This window comes from Bradyrhizobium sp. AUGA SZCCT0158, assembly GCF_018130065.1.
Taxonomy (GTDB): Bacteria; Pseudomonadota; Alphaproteobacteria; order Rhizobiales; family Xanthobacteraceae; genus Bradyrhizobium.
On sequence record NZ_JAFCME010000003.1, the window covers coordinates 310,477 to 328,046 of the forward strand.

Annotated in this window: 15 protein-coding genes; 9 read left to right on the forward strand and 6 right to left on the reverse strand. The window is 62.7% G+C overall.

What is annotated here, in order from left to right:
• The first annotated feature begins 2 nt into the window (after window positions 1-2).
• From JQ574_RS06275 to JQ574_RS06285, 3 genes are all read left to right on the forward strand, one after another.
• Window positions 3-1,004 (forward strand): RimK family alpha-L-glutamate ligase, encoded by a 1,002-nt coding sequence (locus JQ574_RS06275; RefSeq protein WP_212209704.1) that lies wholly within the window; start codon window positions 3-5, stop codon window positions 1,002-1,004.
• Window positions 997-2,313: a glutamate ligase domain-containing protein gene (locus JQ574_RS06280; protein ID WP_212209705.1), complete on the forward strand. Its 1,317-nt coding sequence runs from the start codon at window positions 997-999 to the stop codon at window positions 2,311-2,313. The genes JQ574_RS06275 and JQ574_RS06280 overlap by 8 nt, the downstream gene beginning before the upstream one ends.
• A gap of 109 nt (window positions 2,314-2,422) precedes the next feature.
• Entirely contained in the window at window positions 2,423-3,424 is a 1,002-nt protein-coding gene (locus tag JQ574_RS06285) for an NADP-dependent oxidoreductase (protein WP_212209706.1), read from the forward strand.
• A 147-nt stretch (window positions 3,425-3,571) separates the two neighbouring features.
• Here JQ574_RS06285 and JQ574_RS06290 read toward each other — a convergent pair whose 3' ends face one another.
• Complete coding sequence (locus JQ574_RS06290) at window positions 3,572-6,730, reverse strand: efflux RND transporter permease subunit (protein ID WP_212209707.1); 3,159 nt, start codon at window positions 6,728-6,730, stop codon at window positions 3,572-3,574.
• A gap of 9 nt (window positions 6,731-6,739) precedes the next feature.
• Window positions 6,740-7,942: an efflux RND transporter periplasmic adaptor subunit gene (locus JQ574_RS06295; protein WP_212209708.1), complete on the reverse strand. Its 1,203-nt coding sequence runs from the start codon at window positions 7,940-7,942 to the stop codon at window positions 6,740-6,742.
• A gap of 206 nt (window positions 7,943-8,148) precedes the next feature.
• Here JQ574_RS06295 and JQ574_RS06300 point away from each other — a divergent pair, with 206 nt between their 5' ends.
• Window positions 8,149-8,961: a hypothetical protein gene (locus JQ574_RS06300; RefSeq protein WP_212209709.1), complete on the forward strand. Its 813-nt coding sequence runs from the start codon at window positions 8,149-8,151 to the stop codon at window positions 8,959-8,961.
• Window positions 8,962-9,006: 45 nt separating this feature from the next.
• Here JQ574_RS06300 and JQ574_RS06305 read toward each other — a convergent pair whose 3' ends face one another.
• Genes JQ574_RS06305 through JQ574_RS06320 form a run of 4 tightly spaced genes read right to left on the reverse strand, consistent with a single transcriptional unit; the run spans window position 9,007 to window position 11,835 of the window.
• Complete coding sequence (locus JQ574_RS06305; protein WP_212209710.1) at window positions 9,007-9,741, reverse strand: amino acid ABC transporter ATP-binding protein; 735 nt, start codon at window positions 9,739-9,741, stop codon at window positions 9,007-9,009.
• Window positions 9,728-10,378: an amino acid ABC transporter permease gene (locus JQ574_RS06310; RefSeq protein ID WP_212209711.1), complete on the reverse strand. Its 651-nt coding sequence runs from the start codon at window positions 10,376-10,378 to the stop codon at window positions 9,728-9,730. The genes JQ574_RS06305 and JQ574_RS06310 overlap by 14 nt, the downstream gene beginning before the upstream one ends.
• 2 nt (window positions 10,379-10,380) lie before the next feature.
• Entirely contained in the window at window positions 10,381-11,043 is a 663-nt protein-coding gene (locus JQ574_RS06315) for an amino acid ABC transporter permease (protein ID WP_212209712.1), read from the reverse strand.
• 24 nt (window positions 11,044-11,067) lie between these two features.
• Entirely contained in the window at window positions 11,068-11,835 is a 768-nt protein-coding gene (locus JQ574_RS06320; protein ID WP_249119157.1) for a transporter substrate-binding domain-containing protein, read from the reverse strand.
• Window positions 11,836-12,294: 459 nt separating this feature from the next.
• Between JQ574_RS06320 and JQ574_RS34905 the strand changes: the two genes are divergently transcribed.
• The 5 genes from JQ574_RS34905 (at window position 12,295) to JQ574_RS06345 (ending at window position 17,438) form a co-directional block, all read left to right on the forward strand.
• Window positions 12,295-12,639 (forward strand): cysteine rich repeat-containing protein, encoded by a 345-nt coding sequence (locus JQ574_RS34905; RefSeq protein WP_249119139.1) that lies wholly within the window; start codon window positions 12,295-12,297, stop codon window positions 12,637-12,639.
• A gap of 79 nt (window positions 12,640-12,718) precedes the next feature.
• Window positions 12,719-12,934 (forward strand): hypothetical protein, encoded by a 216-nt coding sequence (locus JQ574_RS06330; protein WP_212209714.1) that lies wholly within the window; start codon window positions 12,719-12,721, stop codon window positions 12,932-12,934.
• 161 nt (window positions 12,935-13,095) lie between these two features.
• Window positions 13,096-14,436, forward strand: coding sequence for a TAXI family TRAP transporter solute-binding subunit (locus JQ574_RS06335; RefSeq protein ID WP_212209715.1), 1,341 nt, complete (start codon window positions 13,096-13,098; stop codon window positions 14,434-14,436).
• Window positions 14,437-14,694: 258 nt separating this feature from the next.
• Window positions 14,695-15,834: an FAD-dependent monooxygenase gene (locus JQ574_RS06340; RefSeq protein ID WP_212209716.1), complete on the forward strand. Its 1,140-nt coding sequence runs from the start codon at window positions 14,695-14,697 to the stop codon at window positions 15,832-15,834.
• The gene (locus JQ574_RS06345) at window positions 15,831-17,438 is read left to right on the forward strand and encodes a benzoate-CoA ligase family protein (protein WP_212209717.1); all 1,608 of its coding nucleotides are present in this window, start codon (window positions 15,831-15,833) and stop codon (window positions 17,436-17,438) included. Before JQ574_RS06340 ends, JQ574_RS06345 begins: the two co-directional genes overlap by 4 nt.
• Window positions 17,439-17,570: the final 132 nt, after the last annotated feature.

Sequence of the window (17,570 nt, forward strand, 5' to 3'; positions counted from 1 at the left end):
GCATGCGAAGCGTGAAAGAATTTCGACAAGGTAAACCGGGCTTTTATCCGGACCAGTCGATCTACGCCGAATTCGCCTGCGCTGAATTCGGGCTCGCCTTTCGCGATCTCGACGGCGGCTCCGGGCTGCTCTTCAGCGTCGCTTCGCCGAACAAATTGCTGCATTTCGGCGCCGGCCGCTGCTCCTGGTATCCGCAGAACAATGCCACCGCCTCGACGCTGGCGTCCGATAAATACTTCACCGGCAAAGTTCTTGAAGAGGCCGGGATATCGACGATTAGCAGCAAGTACTTCTTCCTCCATGAACGCTATCGCGCACATCGCCCCCCAGGGCATGAGCGCGAGGACGCGTTGACACACTTTCGCGAATTGGGCGCATCCGCCTTCGTCAAGCCGCTGACGGGATCGCGCGGCGATTTCGCGCAAAGGATTCACGGCGAAGCTGCGCTCATTGGATATCTCGACGACGTCGCGAAATATTACGACGCGGTGCTGATCCAGCCGATCGTCGAGGGCACCGAGTACAGGGTCTTTCTGCTCGACGACGACGCGCTGTATTGCGCGCGCAAAAATCCGCCCTTCGTCCGCGGCGACGGCGTGCACACGTTGCGCGAATTATTTACCGCCCATAACGATGCCCTTCGCGCCCGCGGTCTCTCGCCGGCCTCCCCCGGGGAGCGCGACCCCTCGCTCGACGCCGTGCTGCCGCAAGGCGAGCGCCGCGACATTCCCGGGCGGATGAATCTGAGCGCCGGCGGAACGATGGTGCTCGAAGCTGCGCCTTCCGAAGCAGCCACGCTGGCGAAAAAAGCCGCAAGCGCACTTGGGCTTCGCGTCGCCGCCGTCGATCTGTTCGTCGGGATCGGCGGCGATCCCGGCGCCATGGCGGTGATCGAAGTCAATTCCAACCCGTCGATCCGGCTGCTGGAAGAATCCGACCGCGGCGATCTGATCCTGAAGATCTGGCAGCACACGTTTCACGCGATGGGACTGCTCGGTGTTTGACCTGCCAAAATACGGCGACGGCATCTGCCTCGCGCGCCTGGCCGAATTGCTCGACGCGCTCAAGATCGATCGCGCGCGGCTGCAGCGAAACTCGGTCGTGGTGACCGGCTCGAACGGCAAAGGCAGCACGGCTGCGGTGTGCGCCGCGATCGGCCGCGCCTGTGGCCTGCGAACCGGTCTTTTTACTTCCCCTCACTTGCTGCGCTTCAACGAACGCATCCGGATCGATGATGCCGAGATCGGTGATGATGATTTCGCCCGGTGCAAGCAAAGGGTTGAGACCGCCATCGCCGAAATCTCGCAGCAGCGCGGCGAACAGTTCGGCGCGTTCGAAGCGTTGTTCGCCCTCGCCTGCCTGCATTTCCAGGAAAACGATTGCGAATTCACGGTGTTCGAGGCCGGCATCGGCGGCCGCTACGATCCCGTCCGCCTGGTCGGCGCACGCGAAACCTGCGTGACGTCGGTCGATTTCGAACACGTCGAATTGCTCGGCAACACGCTGGCGCTGATCGCTTCCGACAAGAGCGACGCCTGCGCCGACGGCGGCACCATCATCTATGGCGAGAATTGCCGCGGCCTGCGGCGGCATCTGCTCGAATATAATCGCCATCGTGGAGTCACGTCGCTGTTCGTCCGCGATGAGATCGGTATCGACGGCGAGTCCGCGTCCCCGTCAGGACAGCGGTTCGATTACCGGTTCGGCCATCACCACTATCGCCACCTCGAGATGCGCCTGCTCGGCGCGGTTCAGTTCAACAACGCCGCGATCGCCGTCACGCTGTTCCTGCTCTGGCTGCAGGGCGCGCAGGCGAGCAAGGCGCCTGAGCGGATCGAGCAAGCTATCCGCACCGGCCTGCGCCAGACGCAATGGCCCGGCCGTCTCGAAATCATCGCGCAGGCCCCACTGACGGTGATCGATGTCGGCCATACCCCCGACGGCATCCGACAATCGCTGGCGAGCCTGAAGGCGATCCACGGCGCCGACGACTGGATCCTCGTCACCGGCGCCTCCGGCGACAAGAAGGCGAACGAGATCGTAGGCAGCCTGGCGCCGGCTTTCGACACGATCATCTGCACGGCGGCGTACCACAAGGGCGCCAAGCCGCACGACATCGCTGCCGCGGCGCGGTTCGCCAATCCAGCCGCGGATATTCGTGTCGCGGATACGATCGAAGAAGCGGTGCGGCTGGCCGGTGCGTTGGCGGCGTCGCAGAAGCGCAAAGTATATGTCGCGGGCGGACTGTTCCTGGCGATCGAATACGCCACGACCGCCCGCGGCGGACGCGCGCAGGATTTGCAATTCTTCTGAAGCCTGGATTCTTACAGCTCTGGAGGGAGACGCAACACAGCGAGTGCAATTGGCCGCCTGATATGCGATCAACTGCATCAAGAACGATCAAGCCGAGGGAGAAAACGCCATGAACGCCACCGTCAATCGCCAGATCCTGCTGGTGGAAAAGCCGACCGGCAAGCTCGGACCCGAGCATTTCAAGATGTCGGAGGGTGCAGTGCCGGAGCCGAAGGACGGCGAGGTGCTGGTGCGGGCGCGCTATATCTCGCTCGACGCCGCCAACCGCGCATGGATGCACGGCGCCACCTATCGCGCCGCGGTCGAAGCCAACACCGTGATGGCCGGCGGCGGCATCGCCGAGGTCGTGTCCTCGAAGGCACCTGGCCTCAGCCCGGGTGACATCGTGTTCGGCGACACCGGCTGGCAGGATTACGCGGCGGTGCCCGCAAAGCATTTGACCAAGATGCCCCGGATGGAGCCGATGACGCATCTGCTCAGCGTCTACGGCATTGCCGGCCTCACCGCCTATTTCGGCCTGCTCCATGTCGGCAAGCCTAAGGAAGGTGAAACCGTCGTGGTCTCGGCCGCCGCCGGCTCGGTCGGCTCGATCGTCGGCCAGATTGCGAAGATAAAAGGCTGCCACGTCGTCGGCATCGCCGGCGGCAAGGACAAATGCAACTGGCTCACCAGCGAGCTCGGCTTCGACGCCGCGGTCGATTACAAGGACGGCGCGACCTACAAGGCGCTGCGGGCGGCGGCGCCGAAGGGCATCGACGTCTATTTCGACAATGTCGGCGGCGACATTCTGGAGGCCTGCATCGCGCTGATGAACAACCGCGGCCGCATCTCCTGCTGCGGCGCGATCTCGCAGTATGACGGCGTGCCGTCGGCGACCGGCCCGCGCGGCGTGCCCGGCCTGATCGTGGTAAAGCGCCTGATCATGCAAGGCTTCATCGTGATGGACTACATGAACGAGCGCGATTCTGCGTTGAAGGACCTGCAGTCCTGGGTCGCTTCCGGCAAACTGAAGGTGCAGGAAGACGTCATCAACGGCCTGGAGAACACGCCGCAGGCGCTGATCGGATTGCTCGCCGGCGAGAACCGCGGCAAGCGGATGGTGAAGGTGTAGGCGCAACTCCATCAACCGTCGTCCCCGCGAACGCGGGGACCCATACGCCGCGGCGGTTATTGTTACGGAAGGTATCTAACGCCAGCGTTCTCGCCGATAGGCTGCGGCGTATGGGTCCCGGCTCAAGGCCGGGACGACACCGTGAGTCTAACGCGCACCCGGCGCCGCCTGCGCGCCCGCTTTCTTCCGCTTCCGCTCACTGAGCCAGTTCTCGAACCGCTGCACCACGACAAAGAACGTCGGCACGAACAGCACCGCGAGACAGGTCGAGGCCAGCATGCCCGAGAACACGGTGATGCCGATCGATTTGCGGGCGTTGGCGCCGGCGCCGGTCGCCAGCACCAGCGGCACCACGCCGAGGATGAAGGCAAACGAGGTCATCAGGATCGGGCGGAACCGGGCTCGCGCCGCCTCAACCGCGGATTCCAGCAGCGGCTTGCGGTCGCGCACATGAAGTTCGAGCGCGACCTCGACAATCAGAATGGCGTTCTTCGCCGACAGCGCGATCAGCAGGATGATGCCGATCTGGGTATAGAGGTTGTTCTCGATCCGCAGCCCCGTCAGCACGATCATCGGACCGAGCAGCGACAACGGCACCGCTAATATCACCGAGATCGGCGCGAACCAGCTTTCATACTGTCCGGCCAGCACGAGATAGACCAATAGCAGCGCGAGCCCGAACGCCCAGTAGATCTGGCCGCCGACGACCTTCTCCTGGTACGACATTGCCGTCCATTCAAAGCCGGTGCCCTGCGGCAGGGTCTTTCCGGCGATCTCCTCCATCAGTTTCATCGACTGGCCCGAGCTGTAGCCCGTGGCGGGCAGGCCGATGATGCTTGCGGACGGATAGAGATTGTACAGGCTGATCAGCGAGGGGCCGACCGAGGGCGTGATCTTGGCGACCGTGCCGAGCGGGATCATGTCGCCATTGCTGTTGCGCACCATCATGTTCGCCATGTCGCGCAAGGTCAGGCGATACTGCGCATCCGCCTGGGCATAGACCTGGAAGGTGCGGCCGAACTTGTTGAACTGGTTGACGTAGGTCGAACCCATGTAGGACGACAGCGTCGAGAAGATCTGGTCGGTCGTGACATGCAGGGTCTGGGTCTTGACCCGGTCGACCTCGACGTCGAATTGCGGCACCATCGAGCGGAACGACGAGCTGACGCGCTGCAGCGCGCTCTGCGTCTGCGCGTTGGAGACGATGGCGCCGGCAATCGCCTGCAGTTTGCCGTAGTCGGCATTGCCGTCGCGCAACTGAACCTGCATCGCAAAACCGGCAGCGTTGCCGATGCCCTGGATCGGCGGCGGCGGGATCACCAGGATTCGCGCCTCCTCGATGGCAGACATCTTATCGTTCAGGCCGACGAACAGCGAGCGCAGATCCTCGCCCTCGCCGCGCGCGCTCCACTCCTTCAAAATCAGGTAGGCGACGCCGGCATTGGCCAGGCTCGACGAACTATCCAGCGCCGAGATGCCGGAAATGCTGATGACCTGATCGACGCCGGGGTGCTTGCCGGCGATGTCGCTGACGCGGGTAAGCACTTGCTGGGTGCGGTCGAGCGAGGCCCCGTCGGGCAGTTGCACGGCGACCAGGAGATAGCCCTGATCTTCAATGGGAATAAACCCGGTCGGCACCCGCGACAGGCCATAGCCGGCGCCACAGATCAGGATGAGCGCTGCGATCACCGAGACGTTGCTGTGCGCGACCAGGCGGCCGATCAGCCGGGCATAGCCGCGCTCGAGCCGGTCGTAGACCGCGTTGAAGCCGCGGTAGAAGAAATTGCGCTGTTCCGGCGGCGCCGGTCGGCGCAGCCACAGCGCGCATTGGGTCGGCTTCAGCGTCGCGGCATTGATGGCGCTGAGCAGCGCGGTCGCCGCAATCACCAGCGCGAATTGCGAATACATGCGCCCGGTCAATCCCGGCAGGAAGGCCGACGGCAGGAACACCGAGATCAGCACCAGCGTGATGCCGACGATTGGCGCGAACAGCGCGTCCATCGCCGATATCGCGGCGTCATGGCCGGACATGCCCTTCTCGATGTTATGCGCGGCGCCCTCGACCACAACGATGGCGTCGTCGACCACGATGCCGATCGCCAGCACGATCGCGAACAGGGTCGAGATGTTGACGGTAAAGCCGAGCGCCGCCATCGCGGCGAAGGCGCCGATGATCGTCACCGGCACGGTGGTTGCCGGCACCAGCATCGCGCGCCAGTCCTGCAGGAAGATCAGGATCACGATCAGGACGAGGAAGCCCGCCTCGATCAGCGTCTTGTAGACCTCCTTGATCGATTCCGAGACGAATTTCGTGGTGTCGAACGGCGTGTCATGTTTCACGTCCTGCGGAAACGCCTTGGCGAGCACCGTCATCTTTTCCCTGACGGCCTTCTCGACCTCGAGCGCGTTGGCGCCGGGCGACTGGAACACGCCGATGCCGGTGGCGGGCTTGTTGTTGAGCGAGAACGCCTGGCTGTAGGTCTGGGCGCCGAGTTCGACCCAGCCGACGTCGCGGACGCGGGTGACATCGCCGTTGCTGCCGGTCTTGACGATGATGTCCTCGAACTCGCTCTTGTCGCTGAGCCGCCCGCTGACGTTCAGCGTGTACTGGAACGCCTGACCCGAAGGCGCCGGCGGGGCGCCGACCTGCCCTGCCGTGACCTGCTGGCTCTGCTGCTGGATCGAGGTGACGACATCCTGCGGCATCAGGTTGCGGACCTGCAGCTTGTTCGGATCGAGCCAGACCCGCATCGAATACTGGCCAGCGCCGAACACCGTGACGTTGCCGACGCCGGGCAGCCGCGACAGCTCGTCTCTGATGTTGATGGTAGCGTAATTGCTCAGGAACAGGCTGTCATAGGTCGCATTCGGCGACGTCAGCGTCACGAACAGCAGGACCGCCGTCGACTTCTTCTGCACGGTGACGCCCTGGTTCTGCACCGATTGCGGCAGCTGCGCCAGCGCGCTCGACACCCGGTTCTGCACCAACACCTGCGCGAAGTTGAGGTCGGTGCCGATCTTGAACGTCACCGTCAGCGAATAGGTGCCGTCGGCGCCGCTGTAGGACTGCATGTACAGCATGTCCTCGACGCCGTTGACCTGCTGCTCGATCGGCAGCGCCACGGTATCGATCACGGTCTTGGCACTGGCGCCGGGATAGCGCGTCGTCACCTGCACCGTCGGCGGCACCACATCAGGGTATTGCGCCACCGCGAGGCGAAACAGGCATACCCCGCCGATCAGGATCATCAGGATCGCGATGACGTTGGAAAGGACGGGCCGCTCGATGAAGAATTTCGAAATCATGGCCGGTCCCTATTTGGTTGGTGCCGGCGACGCTTCGATTTTCTTGATCTGCGGGTCGACCTTCTGACCGGGGATCGCGCGGAGGAGCCCGGCGGTGACGACGCGATCGTCGCCCTTCAAACCGCTTTCGATCACGCGCAAAGCGCCCTCGAGCGGCCCGGTTTGTACCTTGCGCTGTTCGACCACGTTCTCGCCGTTGACAACCAGCACGTAGCGGCCGGCCTGGTCGCTGCCGAGCGCGACATCGGGCACCAGCAGCGCATTCGACTGCTCGTCAAAGGGCACGCGGACCCGGACGAAGAATCCCGGCAGCAACGCCCGATCGGGATTCGGCAATAGGCCGCGCACCGCGAGCGTGCCGGTTGATTGATTGAGGGTCGGCGAGACGTAGTCGAGCTTGCCCTTGTGCGGAAAGCCGCTCTCGGTCTGCAATCCGACCTCGACCGGCAACTGGCGGATTTCCTCGACGGTTATGCCCCGCCGTCTTGCCTCTTCCCGGATCCGCTGCACATCCTGTTCGTTGACGTTGAAGTTCACATAGATCGGATCGAGCGCCACGATGTTGGCAAGCTGCGTCGGCGACGAGACGCCGACCAGTTCGCCGACCGACACCAGATGCGCGCTGACGATGCCGTCGAACGGCGCCGTGACGTTGGTATAGCCGTAGTTGACGGCCGCAATCTTGGTGTTGACCTGGGCCTGCTGCAGGTTCGCCTGCGCGTTCTCGCGCGCCGCCGTTGAAGTATCGAGCGTGGCCTGCGAGACCGCCTGTCGTTGCACCAGCTCCGACTGCCGTTTGAAATCGGCTTCGGCCTGCTTCATCGACGCCTGCATGCCGGTTTCGGCAGCCTGCGCTTGATCGAGCTTCAATTTGTAGGTTTCCGGCTCGATCGTGAACAGCGTGGTGCCTTCTTTCACGAAGGTGCCGTCCTTGTAGTTGATCGATTGCAGGAAGCCCTGCACGCGCGCGACCAGATCGACGTTCTTGATCGGCGCAGTATTGCCGGTCGCCTCCAGATAGCGCGTGATGCTGCGCTGCACCGGCACGGCGACCTCAACTTTCGGCGGCGGCGGCGGTACAAAAGTATTCTGTTCGCAGGCACTTAAGGCGCCGAATGCGGCAATGGCGACGACCGCGCGACACGCAATGGCGCCTCTCTGTCTGAAGGTGTCATGTGGTCTGCTGCATGCCAGCGAACGCGCAGATTTCATTTGCGTGCCTCAATACGTTTGTTCTTGCAAAGGGCGTTCTATTCAAATTATGGCGTTCGACCATCCCATAAAAATAGCAACAATCCACTTGCAGGGGAACCGGAAACCGAAAATGATGTCGCGCGCGAAATTTTCTTCGCTTTCTCGTTCATGATTTCACTTCTGTTGAAGCGGCGACTCCAGCGACGACAAAAGGATTTATTCAAATGTTCAACACGTTGACACGTGCGGCAACGCTCGGGGCGTTGATGACGGCAGTGATATTCGCAAGTGCAGCACCAGCTTTTGCGCAGGCGCCGAGCCAGGCGCAGCGCGACGCGATCAAGACCCAATGCCGGTCGGATTATATCGCGCATTGCTCCAGCATTCCGCCGGGCGGCGAAGCTTCGCTGCAATGCCTGCAGAAGAACATGTCGAGCCTATCATCGAGCTGTCAAAGCGCGGTGCGCGCCGTGGCAGCGCCGGCTGCCGCCGCGCCCGCGGCCAAGCCCGAATCCGCTCCGACCGCGGCCGGCGCAAAGCCTGCCACCACGACCGCGGCGCCCAAGGCCGATGCCAAGCCCGCGGCCGCAGCCGCGGGGCAGCCGTCGAGCGCGCAGGTTTCCGCGGTCCGCAGCGCCTGCCGCTCCGACTATCCAAAAGTCTGCGCCGGCGTGCCGACCGGCGGTGCGCCGGCGCTGCAATGCCTGGACAAGAACAAAGCAAAACTTTCGCCGGCTTGCGAGAAGGCGGTCACTGCGGCTGTCGGCGGTGGCGCAGCATCGGCGGCCGGCGCCGCTCCTGGCGCGGCGGCGGCTCCGGCAGCGGCAGGCGCGGCCGCACCCACCGTGATCGTGCTGCGGCCGCTGCGGCCGCGCGAAGAACTGCTCGTGCTACGCTCGGCTTGCGGCGCCGATGTCCGCACGATCTGCGGCGGCGTGGCACCGGGTGGCGGCCGTATCGTGCAGTGTCTCGCGACCAACGCGGGCAGGCTGTCGCCGGCTTGCCAGGACGTGCTGGCCCAGTTCAAGGCGCAGTAGCAGGCCGCGCTACCCGGTTCGCGCCGTGAAAACGGCGCGATCGGACTACGCATGCGCAACGGTACCGACGAACTGCTGCAATTCCGGCGTCCGCGGTGCGGCAAACACCTCTTTCGGAACGCCCTCTTCATGCACCTTGCCGTGGTGCATGAAGACGAGCTTGGTGCCGACGTCGCGGGCGAAACGCATTTCGTGCGTGACCAGGATCAGCGTCATGCCTTCGCGCGCCAACTGCTCGACCACGCGCAGCACCTCGTTGACCAGTTCCGGGTCGAGCGCCGAAGTGATTTCATCGCATAGCAGCACTTTTGGCCGCATCGCCAGCGAACGTGCGATCGCGACACGCTGCTGCTGGCCGCCGGAGAGCTGGTTCGGATAGGCATCCATCTTCTCGGACAGCCCGACCTTCGCCAGCACCTCGGCCGCAATGGCACGCGCTTCCTTGGAAGCCACCTTGTTGACGACGGTCGGCGCCAGCATCACGTTCTCGGCGGCGGTCAGATGCGGAAACAGATTGAACTGCTGGAACACCATGCCGACATGGCGGCGCAGTTCGCGCAGATTGGTGGTGGAGCCGCCGACCTCGATGCTGTCGGCGATGATCGCGCCGGACTGATAGGTCTCCAGGCCGTTGATGCAGCGGAGCAGCGTACTCTTGCCCGATCCGGAGCGGCCGATGATGGCGACCACGTCGCCCTTGGCGACCTCGAGCGAGACGCCCTTCAGCACCTCGTTCGGACCAAAACTCTTTCTGACGTCACGAATGCTAACGAGCGACATTGAGGCGGCTCTCGATTTTTTTCGCCCACCAGGACAGCGGGAAACACAGGCAGAAATAAATCAGCGCGACCAGCGAGTAGACCACGAACGGGCGGAAGGTCGCATTGTTGAGCATGGTGCCGGCCTTGGTCAGCTCGACGAAGCCGATGATCGAAGCCAGCGCGGTACCTTTGACCACCTGCACCGAGAAGCCGACGGTTGGCGCCACCGCGATCCGCGAGGCCTGCGGCAGGATGACGTAACGCATCTGCTCGATGTAGCTCATGGCGAGGCTGGAAGAGGCTTCCCACTGCCCCTTCGGAATCGACTCGACGCAGCCACGCCAGATCTCGGCGAGAAAGGCGCTGGTCCAGAACGTCAGCGCCAGGGTCGCGGCCATCCACGGGCTCACCTCGACGCCGAACAGCGCGATGCCGAAGAAGAACAGAAACAGCTGCATCAGCAGCGGCGTACCCTGGAACAGCTCGATGTAGATCTTGGTGGACCATTCCAGCACCGGGATCCGGGAGGTCCGCATGAACAGCAAGACCAGCCCGACAACGCCGCCGCAGACAAAGGCGATCAGCGACAGCACGATGGTCCACTGTGTGGCGATCAGGAGGTTCGACAGGATGTCCCAGAGGCTGAACTGCAACATGCTCACTTCGCCTTGAACAGGATGCGGCCGAGGCCGCGCAGCAGCGAACGCGTCAGCATGGCGAGCAAGAGATAGGCCAAGGCCACCAGCAGATAGACCTCGAAGTTGCGGAAATTGCGCGATGCGATGAGGTTGGCGGCGTAGGTCAGGTCCTGCGCCGAGATCTGCGACACCACCGCCGAGCCCAGCATGACGATGATGATCTGCGACGACAGCGCCGGATAGATCTTCTCGAACGCCTGCTTGAGGACGATGTGGCGCAGCACTTCCCATTTGGTCATGGCAAGGCTGATACCGGCCTCGATATGGCCTTTCGGCACCGCCTCGATGCCGGCGCGGATGATCTCGGTCGAATAGGCGCCGAGGTTGACGGTCATGGCGAGGAATGCCGCGGTCGATTCACTGAGCTTCAGCCCGGCGGCCGGCAGGCCGAAGAAGATAAAGAACAACTGCACGATGAACGGCGTGTTGCGGATCACCTCGACATAGGCCGCAACCAGGCTGCCCAGCCATTTCGGCCCGAAGGTGCGCGCCGATGCGCCGGCGGTGCCGACGGCGATACCGGCGACGGTCGAGACGACCGTGAGTACGACGGTGAACAGCAACCCCCACAGCAGCACATCCCAGTGGGGCAGCAATTCACCGAATTGAAGCTTGTAGTTCATGACGGGCTGACCGCCGCGACCAGGTCAAAAGCCCGGCGGCAAGGGCGCCTTTAGCCACTTCTCCGACAGTTTGGCGATGTCGCCGGACGTCTTGGCCTGCGCGATGATGTCGTTGAGCTTGGCCAGCAGCTTTGGCTCTTCCTTGTTGAGCCCGATGAAGCACGGGCTGTCCTTGATCACGAATTTGAGCGCGGGCGCCCGGGCCGGGACCTTCTCGGCGATGGCGGCGGCGACCGTATTGCCGGTCGCGATCAGGTCGACCTGTCCGGATACGAAGGCGGCAATGGTGGCGTTGTTATCCTCGAAACGCTTGATCGTGGTGTCAGCCGGCGCGAGCTTGGTCAGCTCCTGCTCCTCGATGGCGCCGCGGGTGGCGCCGATCGTCTTGCCCTTGAGCTCGTCGGCCGATGCCACCTTGATTTCCTTGGTACCGAACACGCCGGAGAAGAACGGCGCGTAGGCGACGGAAAAGTCGATCACCTTCTCGCGCTCGGCATTCTTGCCGAGGCTGGAAATGACGATGTCGGCCTTCTTGGTCTGCAGATAGGGAATCCGGTTGGCGCTAGTGACGGCGATGATCTCGACCTTCACCCCGAGCGCCTTGCCGATCAGGTTGGCCATGTCGATGTCGTAGCCCTGCGGCTTGAGATCGAGCCCGGCGGAGCCGAACGGCGCAAAATCCTGCGGCACTGCAACCTTGATGACCTTGGCCGCCATGATCGAGTCCAGCGCGTCGGCATGTGCCGGCGTGGTCAGCGCGGCGGTGACGAGCGCGAAAGCCGCGGCAAGCATCGATTTCTTGATCAGCATCCTATTGTCCCCTGTGCATCGCAACACCGGCGGGTCAGTTTGGCCGATGTCTTCGGATCCCCTTCGCAGTGCGGGACCCTGCCCGATGCTCAATCATCAGGCAATGCCTCGAACTGCTCCTAATTTTATCATCGACTGCCCTGGAATTAGGCTGCATTGGGTGACAGATTCACGTCCAAATGATACACGTCCTGCCATTCGATGCAGGGTTGTGGCGCGCTAGTCGCCACGAAACGCGAGGATCAATTGAACCAACCTCACGGATCGCGCGACATAACAAATCGTCATCGCGATCTGACACGCGGTGTGCCAATTGACCTTTGCCCTGCCGATACGATCAACGTTCCGATGATCAATTTTTCGACGTGCAGAAATATTTTCTTGGAAGCCGGCTCGACATGATCGGCACGGAATGAAAGCCATCCGGCTCTGATCTCCGCCATGGGTTCTCCTGATTTCGCAACAAAAAGGGAGCTTCAATACAGCGAGATCGAGAAGCAAGCAGGCGGCCTGGCTGACGCTTTGAGAACAACAATCATCAACCAACGCGAGGAGGAAAAACAGATGCTACGTGCCATCCTGACTGCATCCACCTTGTTGATTGCGTCGCAAGCGTTCGCGCAGGAGCTGACTGCCGCGCAACGCGACGCCTGCATGGGCGACTTCGAAAAATACTGCAAGAGCGTCACCCCGGGCGGCGGGCGGATCATCGCCTGCCTCTCCAAGGAAAGCGACAAGCTCACACCTGCTTGCAAGAAAGTATTGCAGGCGGCGGAGAAGAAATAGACGCGCGGCCTGAGACGCATCCGCAGCACCTTCCAGAAGAAACCTGAACACCAACCAAGATAAATCCAGGGAGAACAACATGCGTGCTTTTCTGCTCCTTGCCGCCGCCTTGCTCGCCATCGGCACTGCCATGACCTTCGAGTCGACCGATGCCAACGCGGCTGTCTGCGCAGACGGCGTCGTTCGCGCCGGCTGTGCGGGACCTCGAGGCGCGGTCGTCGTCAAAAAGCCAAAGCCGGCGGTCGTGTGCCGCACCGTGATCGTGAACGGCGTGAAGGTTCGCCGCTGCACCTGATCGAAGCTGATCCGGCTCAGAACTGAAGACATCTGCACTTGCCGGCCGCGGCTACCGTCATTGGCGGCGCCACGGCCGGCACTTGCCATTCCCTGTTTTGCCGGATCGCGCATGATGTGCCAGCATTGGACGCTGCGAAGTTCAATGGCTGTGAATCCGGAATGAGGAATTATTCAATCGCATTGCCATTCTGGGCCCGGGCGTTCCTGCTGGCGGGCCTTGCCGGCATTGTCCTCGGCGCCGGCCTTATCGCCTATCGTTACTACGACAGGCCGACGGTGCTGAGCGTCGCGGTGGGGTCGTTCGACGGTGAAGCTGCCAAGGTCGCGTCCGTCATCGCCGCCCGGCTGGAAGCCACCAAATCCGCGGTCCGTTTGAAGATCGTTCCGGCCGACAACGTGCTCGATTCCGCAAAAATCTTTGCCGAGGGAAAGACCGACCTTGCCATCGTGCGCGCCGATGTCGGCGATCTCTCGCTGGCGCGGAGCGTGGCGCTGATCACCAAATCGGTCCTGATGATCCTGGCCCTGCCGGGATCGCAGGTGACCAGCATCGAGAAGATGAAGGGCCACACCGTCGGCGTCGTCGGTGGCGAGATCAATCAGAAGATCGTCGAGGCCCTGAAAGCGGAATACGACCTCGGCGACAAGGTGATCTTCAAGAACATGGCGCCGGCGGATACGCCGGGCGCGATACAGTCGAAAGCGGCGAGCGCGTTCGTGCTGGTCGTCCCGCTCAGCGAAAAGTATATCTCCCTGGTGAGGCGCTTCTTCCGGGGCGGGCATAACTCCTTCCCCGCATTGATCCCGGTGGAATCGGCCGGCGCCATCGCCGATGTCGAAGGCGCCTATGAAAGCTTCGATATTCCGCAAGGCACGCTGCGCGGCAATCCGCCGGTGCCGGACGCCGACCTGACCACACTCCGCGTCGCGACTTATCTGGTGGCCAACAAGAAGATCGACCCGGACACGATCACGACGCTGACCCAGGCGCTGGTCACCGCCCGCAACGATCTCGTGCGCGACCAGCCGCTGCTGGCCGGGCTGACGGCACCCGATACCGACCCCGGCGCCTATATCCCGGTCCATCCAGGGGCAGCTGCCTACTACAACGGGACCCAGCAAAGCTTCATGGATAAATACGGCAACTGGATTTACCTGACGCCGATGGTGCTGGGCGCGCTGGCCTCGATCTTCGCAACCGCATGGCGGTTTCTTGGCGGCCGGCAGGAGCCAGCCGAGACGACGTTGCGCAGCCTGTTCGCCTTGCCGCGGCGGATCAGGGAAGTGAAGAGCGAGGCCGAACTGACCGAGATCGAAAACCAGGTCGACCAGGCGCTGGATGCCGAGATGGCGAGCGCGATCAGAAGCGAGAACGCACAGGATATTTCGACGCTGGTTTCAATGGCGCATCGGCTGGAAGATTCGATCTATCGCCGCCGGCAAATGCTGGCGGAGGAGCCTGCCGGCGCTATTGAATCGAATCGGCACACGTCATTCTGAGGTGCGAGCAAAGCGAGCCTCGAAGGATGGGTTACGGGCGCTTCTCATCCTTCGAGGCGCACAAGAGCGCGCACCTCAGGATGACGCGATACGGAGCGAGTGGTGGTATTAAATCTCGGCTCATCACGTTCCAGTCCCGGGTTGCACCCAGACAAGCATCCGCCTGGCCCGTTTTGGCAATTTTTTTGGTAGCGTCATTCCCCGGTCCGGTTTAGGGTGGCTCAAATAGTAAGTATACTGTCAATCAGGAGGGAACCTGTGCGTATCGCCGTCATCGGCGGAGGCCCCGGCGGTCTCTACTTCGCCTATCTCTGGAAGCGCCGTCATCCGGACGCAGAGATCGACCTGTTCGAGCAGAATCCCGAAGGCGCGACCTGGGGTTTTGGTGTCGTGTTCTCCGAACAGGCGCTGGAATTTTTGCGTGCCGACGACCCCGAGACGGTCGATGCGATCACGCCGCGGATGGAAAGCTGGAAGAACATCACGCTCAATTTGCGGGGCGAGAGCGTCGAGATCGACGGCGTCGGCTTCTCCTCGATCGGCCGGCTCGAATTGCTGACTATCCTGCAGCAGCGCGTGCGCGCCGCCGGCATCACGCCGCGATACGACACCATCATCCAGTCGCTGGACGAACTCAGGGGTTATGACCTGATCGTCGCCGCCGACGGGCTGAACTCACTGGTGCGCCGCAACTTTGAGAAGGAATTCGGCGCCTCGGTCTCGCATTCGACCAACAAATTTGCCTGGTATGGCACCAGCAAACGTTTTGCCACGCTGTCGCAGACCTTTGTGAAGACCGATCTCGGGTCTTTCAACGCGCATCACTACCGTTATGCGCCCGCCATGAGCACCTTCCTGGTCGAATGCGACGCGGCGACCTGGCAGGCCTATGGTTTCGAGCACAAGACCATCGAACAATCGCAGGCTATCTGCGAACAGGTCTTTGCCGACACGCTCGACGGCCATTCGCTGGTGTCGAACAAATCGGTATGGCGCAATTTTCCCTGGATCTGGAACGAGAACTGGTCGCACGGCAACATGGTGCTGATCGGCGATGCCCTGCATTCGGCGCATTTCTCGATCGGCTCGGGAACAAGGCTGGCGATCGAGGACGCCATCGCGCTGACCAAGGCGCTGGAGGCGGAAGCGGACATTCCGGCGGGCCTTGCCCGCTACCAGAGCGAACGCAAGCCGATCGTGAAGAAACTGGTGACGGCGGCGCGCACCAGCGCCGACTGGTACGAACATTTCCCCGAACACATGAAGCTCGATCTGATGGATTTTGCCTACAGCTACATCACCCGCTCCGGACGGATCGACGATGCGCGCCTACGCGCGATGTCGCCGGCCTTCATGGCGCGCTATGAAGCAGCAAAGAACAGCCGGAGCCGGTCATGATGATCGACGATCAGGTACCTCTGGAAAATCCCGGCGCGCGCGAAATCGGTTTCGCGATCCCGGAGCGCTACAACGCCAGCCGCATCCTGTTCGACAACCTCGTGCACGGCCGCGGTGAACGCCTGGCCCTGACCGGACCCGCCGGCACACGCAGCTATGTCGAGCTGTGCCGCGAGGCCTCGCAATGGGGTCACGGCTTTCAGTCGCTGGGGCTGAAGCGCGGCAACCGCATCCTGTTGTTCCTCGACGATACGCCGGCTTACCCGGCCGCCTTCTTCGGCGCGGTCCGCTCCGGCTTCGTGCCGCTGTTGATCAACACCCTGACGCCGCCGGACCTGCTGCAGTTTTATCTCTCGGACGCCGGCGCCGCTGTCGCGGTGACCGATGCCGAGTTCACTTCCCGATTCGACGCGGTCGCCTGCAAGGACACGCCACTGCACACGTTGATCGTGGTCAACGGCACCGCCGGCGAGCACGCCGTGCCGAAGACGCTTGCCGCCGATACCTGGCTGAAGGCCTTCCCAACCGAACTCGCGGAGGCCGACACGCACCGCAACGAGATGGCGTTCTGGATGTACTCGTCCGGCTCGACCGGGCGGCCCAAAGGCATCGTACATCTGCAGCACGACATGGCCTACAGCGAAGCCGCGTTCGCACGTAGCGTGCTCAAGCTCGCCCCCGACGATATCTGCTTCTCGGTGCCGAAGATTTTCTTCGCCTACGGCTTCGGCAATTCCATCACCTTCCCGTTCTCGGTCGGCGCCGCCACGCTATTATTGCCCGGCCAGCCGAAGCCCGCCGCTATCTTCGAGGCGATCGGGCGCTACCGTCCGAGCGTGTTTTTCGGATTGCCGACGCTTTATACGTCATTGACCAAGGCCGATGGCGCGGCGGCAGCCGACTTCTCGTCGCTACGGATGGCGCTGTCCGCCGCCGAGGTGCTGTCGGGTGAAGTGTTCAACGGCTGGAAGACGCTGACCGGGCTCGAGATCATCGAGGGCCTGGGTTCGACCGAGGCACTGCACATCTACCTTTCCAACCGGCCCGATCACAAGAAGCTCGGCGCGGCGGGGCTGCGTGTCCCCGGTTATGAAATCGCGCTCCGGGACAAGGAAGGACGCGACGTCGGCGACAACGAGGAAGGGATCATGTGGGTGCGCGGCGATTCCAATACGCCGCTGTACTGGAACCGGCCGGACAAATCAGCGGAGACGATCCGCGAGGGCGGCTGGATCTACACCGGCGACCGTTTTGTCCGCGATGCCGACGGCTTCCATTTCTTCCGCGGCCGCGCCGACGACCTGATCAAGATTTCCGGCCAGTGGGTCTATCCGCTCGAAGTCGAGCTCTGCCTTGCCGAGCACCCCGACGTCCGTGAATGCGCCGTCTTCGCTGCCGAGCTGCCGGACCGGCGCATGACGCTGAAGGCGGTGGTGGTGATGAACCAGGGCGGCTTCGACGCGGGCGATGCCACCAAGCGGCTGCAGGATTTCGTCAAGGCAAAGCTGTTGCCTTACAAATACCCGCGCGAGGTACGATTCATCGATGAACTGCCGAAGACCGGAACAGGCAAGATCGACCGGCAGGCGCTGTTGAGGATGTAGGACATACTCCGTGTCGTCCCGGCCTTGAGCCGGGACCCATACGCCGCGGCCCGCGTTGCTGGAAAGAAAAGATAACGACCAGCGTGCAAGATAATTCCTGCCGGTGGTTAAGGGTCCCGGCTCAAGGCCGGG

Excerpts from the sequence above, each read along its gene's own strand:
- JQ574_RS06275 (WP_212209704.1), top strand. The coding sequence starts at position 3 with ATGCGAAGCGTGAAAGAATTTCGACAAGGTAAACCGGGCTTTTATCCG.
- JQ574_RS06285 (WP_212209706.1), top strand. The coding sequence starts at position 2,423 with ATGAACGCCACCGTCAATCGCCAGATCCTGCTGGTGGAAAAGCCGACC.
- JQ574_RS06290 (WP_212209707.1), bottom strand. The coding sequence starts at position 6,730 with ATGATTTCGAAATTCTTCATCGAGCGGCCCGTCCTTTCCAACGTCATC.
- JQ574_RS06295 (WP_212209708.1), bottom strand. The coding sequence starts at position 7,942 with ATGAAATCTGCGCGTTCGCTGGCATGCAGCAGACCACATGACACCTTC.
- JQ574_RS06300 (WP_212209709.1), top strand. The coding sequence starts at position 8,149 with ATGTTCAACACGTTGACACGTGCGGCAACGCTCGGGGCGTTGATGACG.
- JQ574_RS06305 (WP_212209710.1), bottom strand. The coding sequence starts at position 9,741 with ATGTCGCTCGTTAGCATTCGTGACGTCAGAAAGAGTTTTGGTCCGAAC.
- JQ574_RS06310 (WP_212209711.1), bottom strand. The coding sequence starts at position 10,378 with ATGTTGCAGTTCAGCCTCTGGGACATCCTGTCGAACCTCCTGATCGCC.
- JQ574_RS06315 (WP_212209712.1), bottom strand. The coding sequence starts at position 11,043 with ATGAACTACAAGCTTCAATTCGGTGAATTGCTGCCCCACTGGGATGTG.
- JQ574_RS06320 (WP_249119157.1), bottom strand. The coding sequence starts at position 11,835 with ATGCTTGCCGCGGCTTTCGCGCTCGTCACCGCCGCGCTGACCACGCCG.
- JQ574_RS34905 (WP_249119139.1), top strand. The coding sequence starts at position 12,295 with ATGGGTTCTCCTGATTTCGCAACAAAAAGGGAGCTTCAATACAGCGAG.
- JQ574_RS06330 (WP_212209714.1), top strand. The coding sequence starts at position 12,719 with ATGCGTGCTTTTCTGCTCCTTGCCGCCGCCTTGCTCGCCATCGGCACT.
- JQ574_RS06335 (WP_212209715.1), top strand. The coding sequence starts at position 13,096 with ATGAGGAATTATTCAATCGCATTGCCATTCTGGGCCCGGGCGTTCCTG.
- JQ574_RS06345 (WP_212209717.1), top strand. The coding sequence starts at position 15,831 with ATGATGATCGACGATCAGGTACCTCTGGAAAATCCCGGCGCGCGCGAA.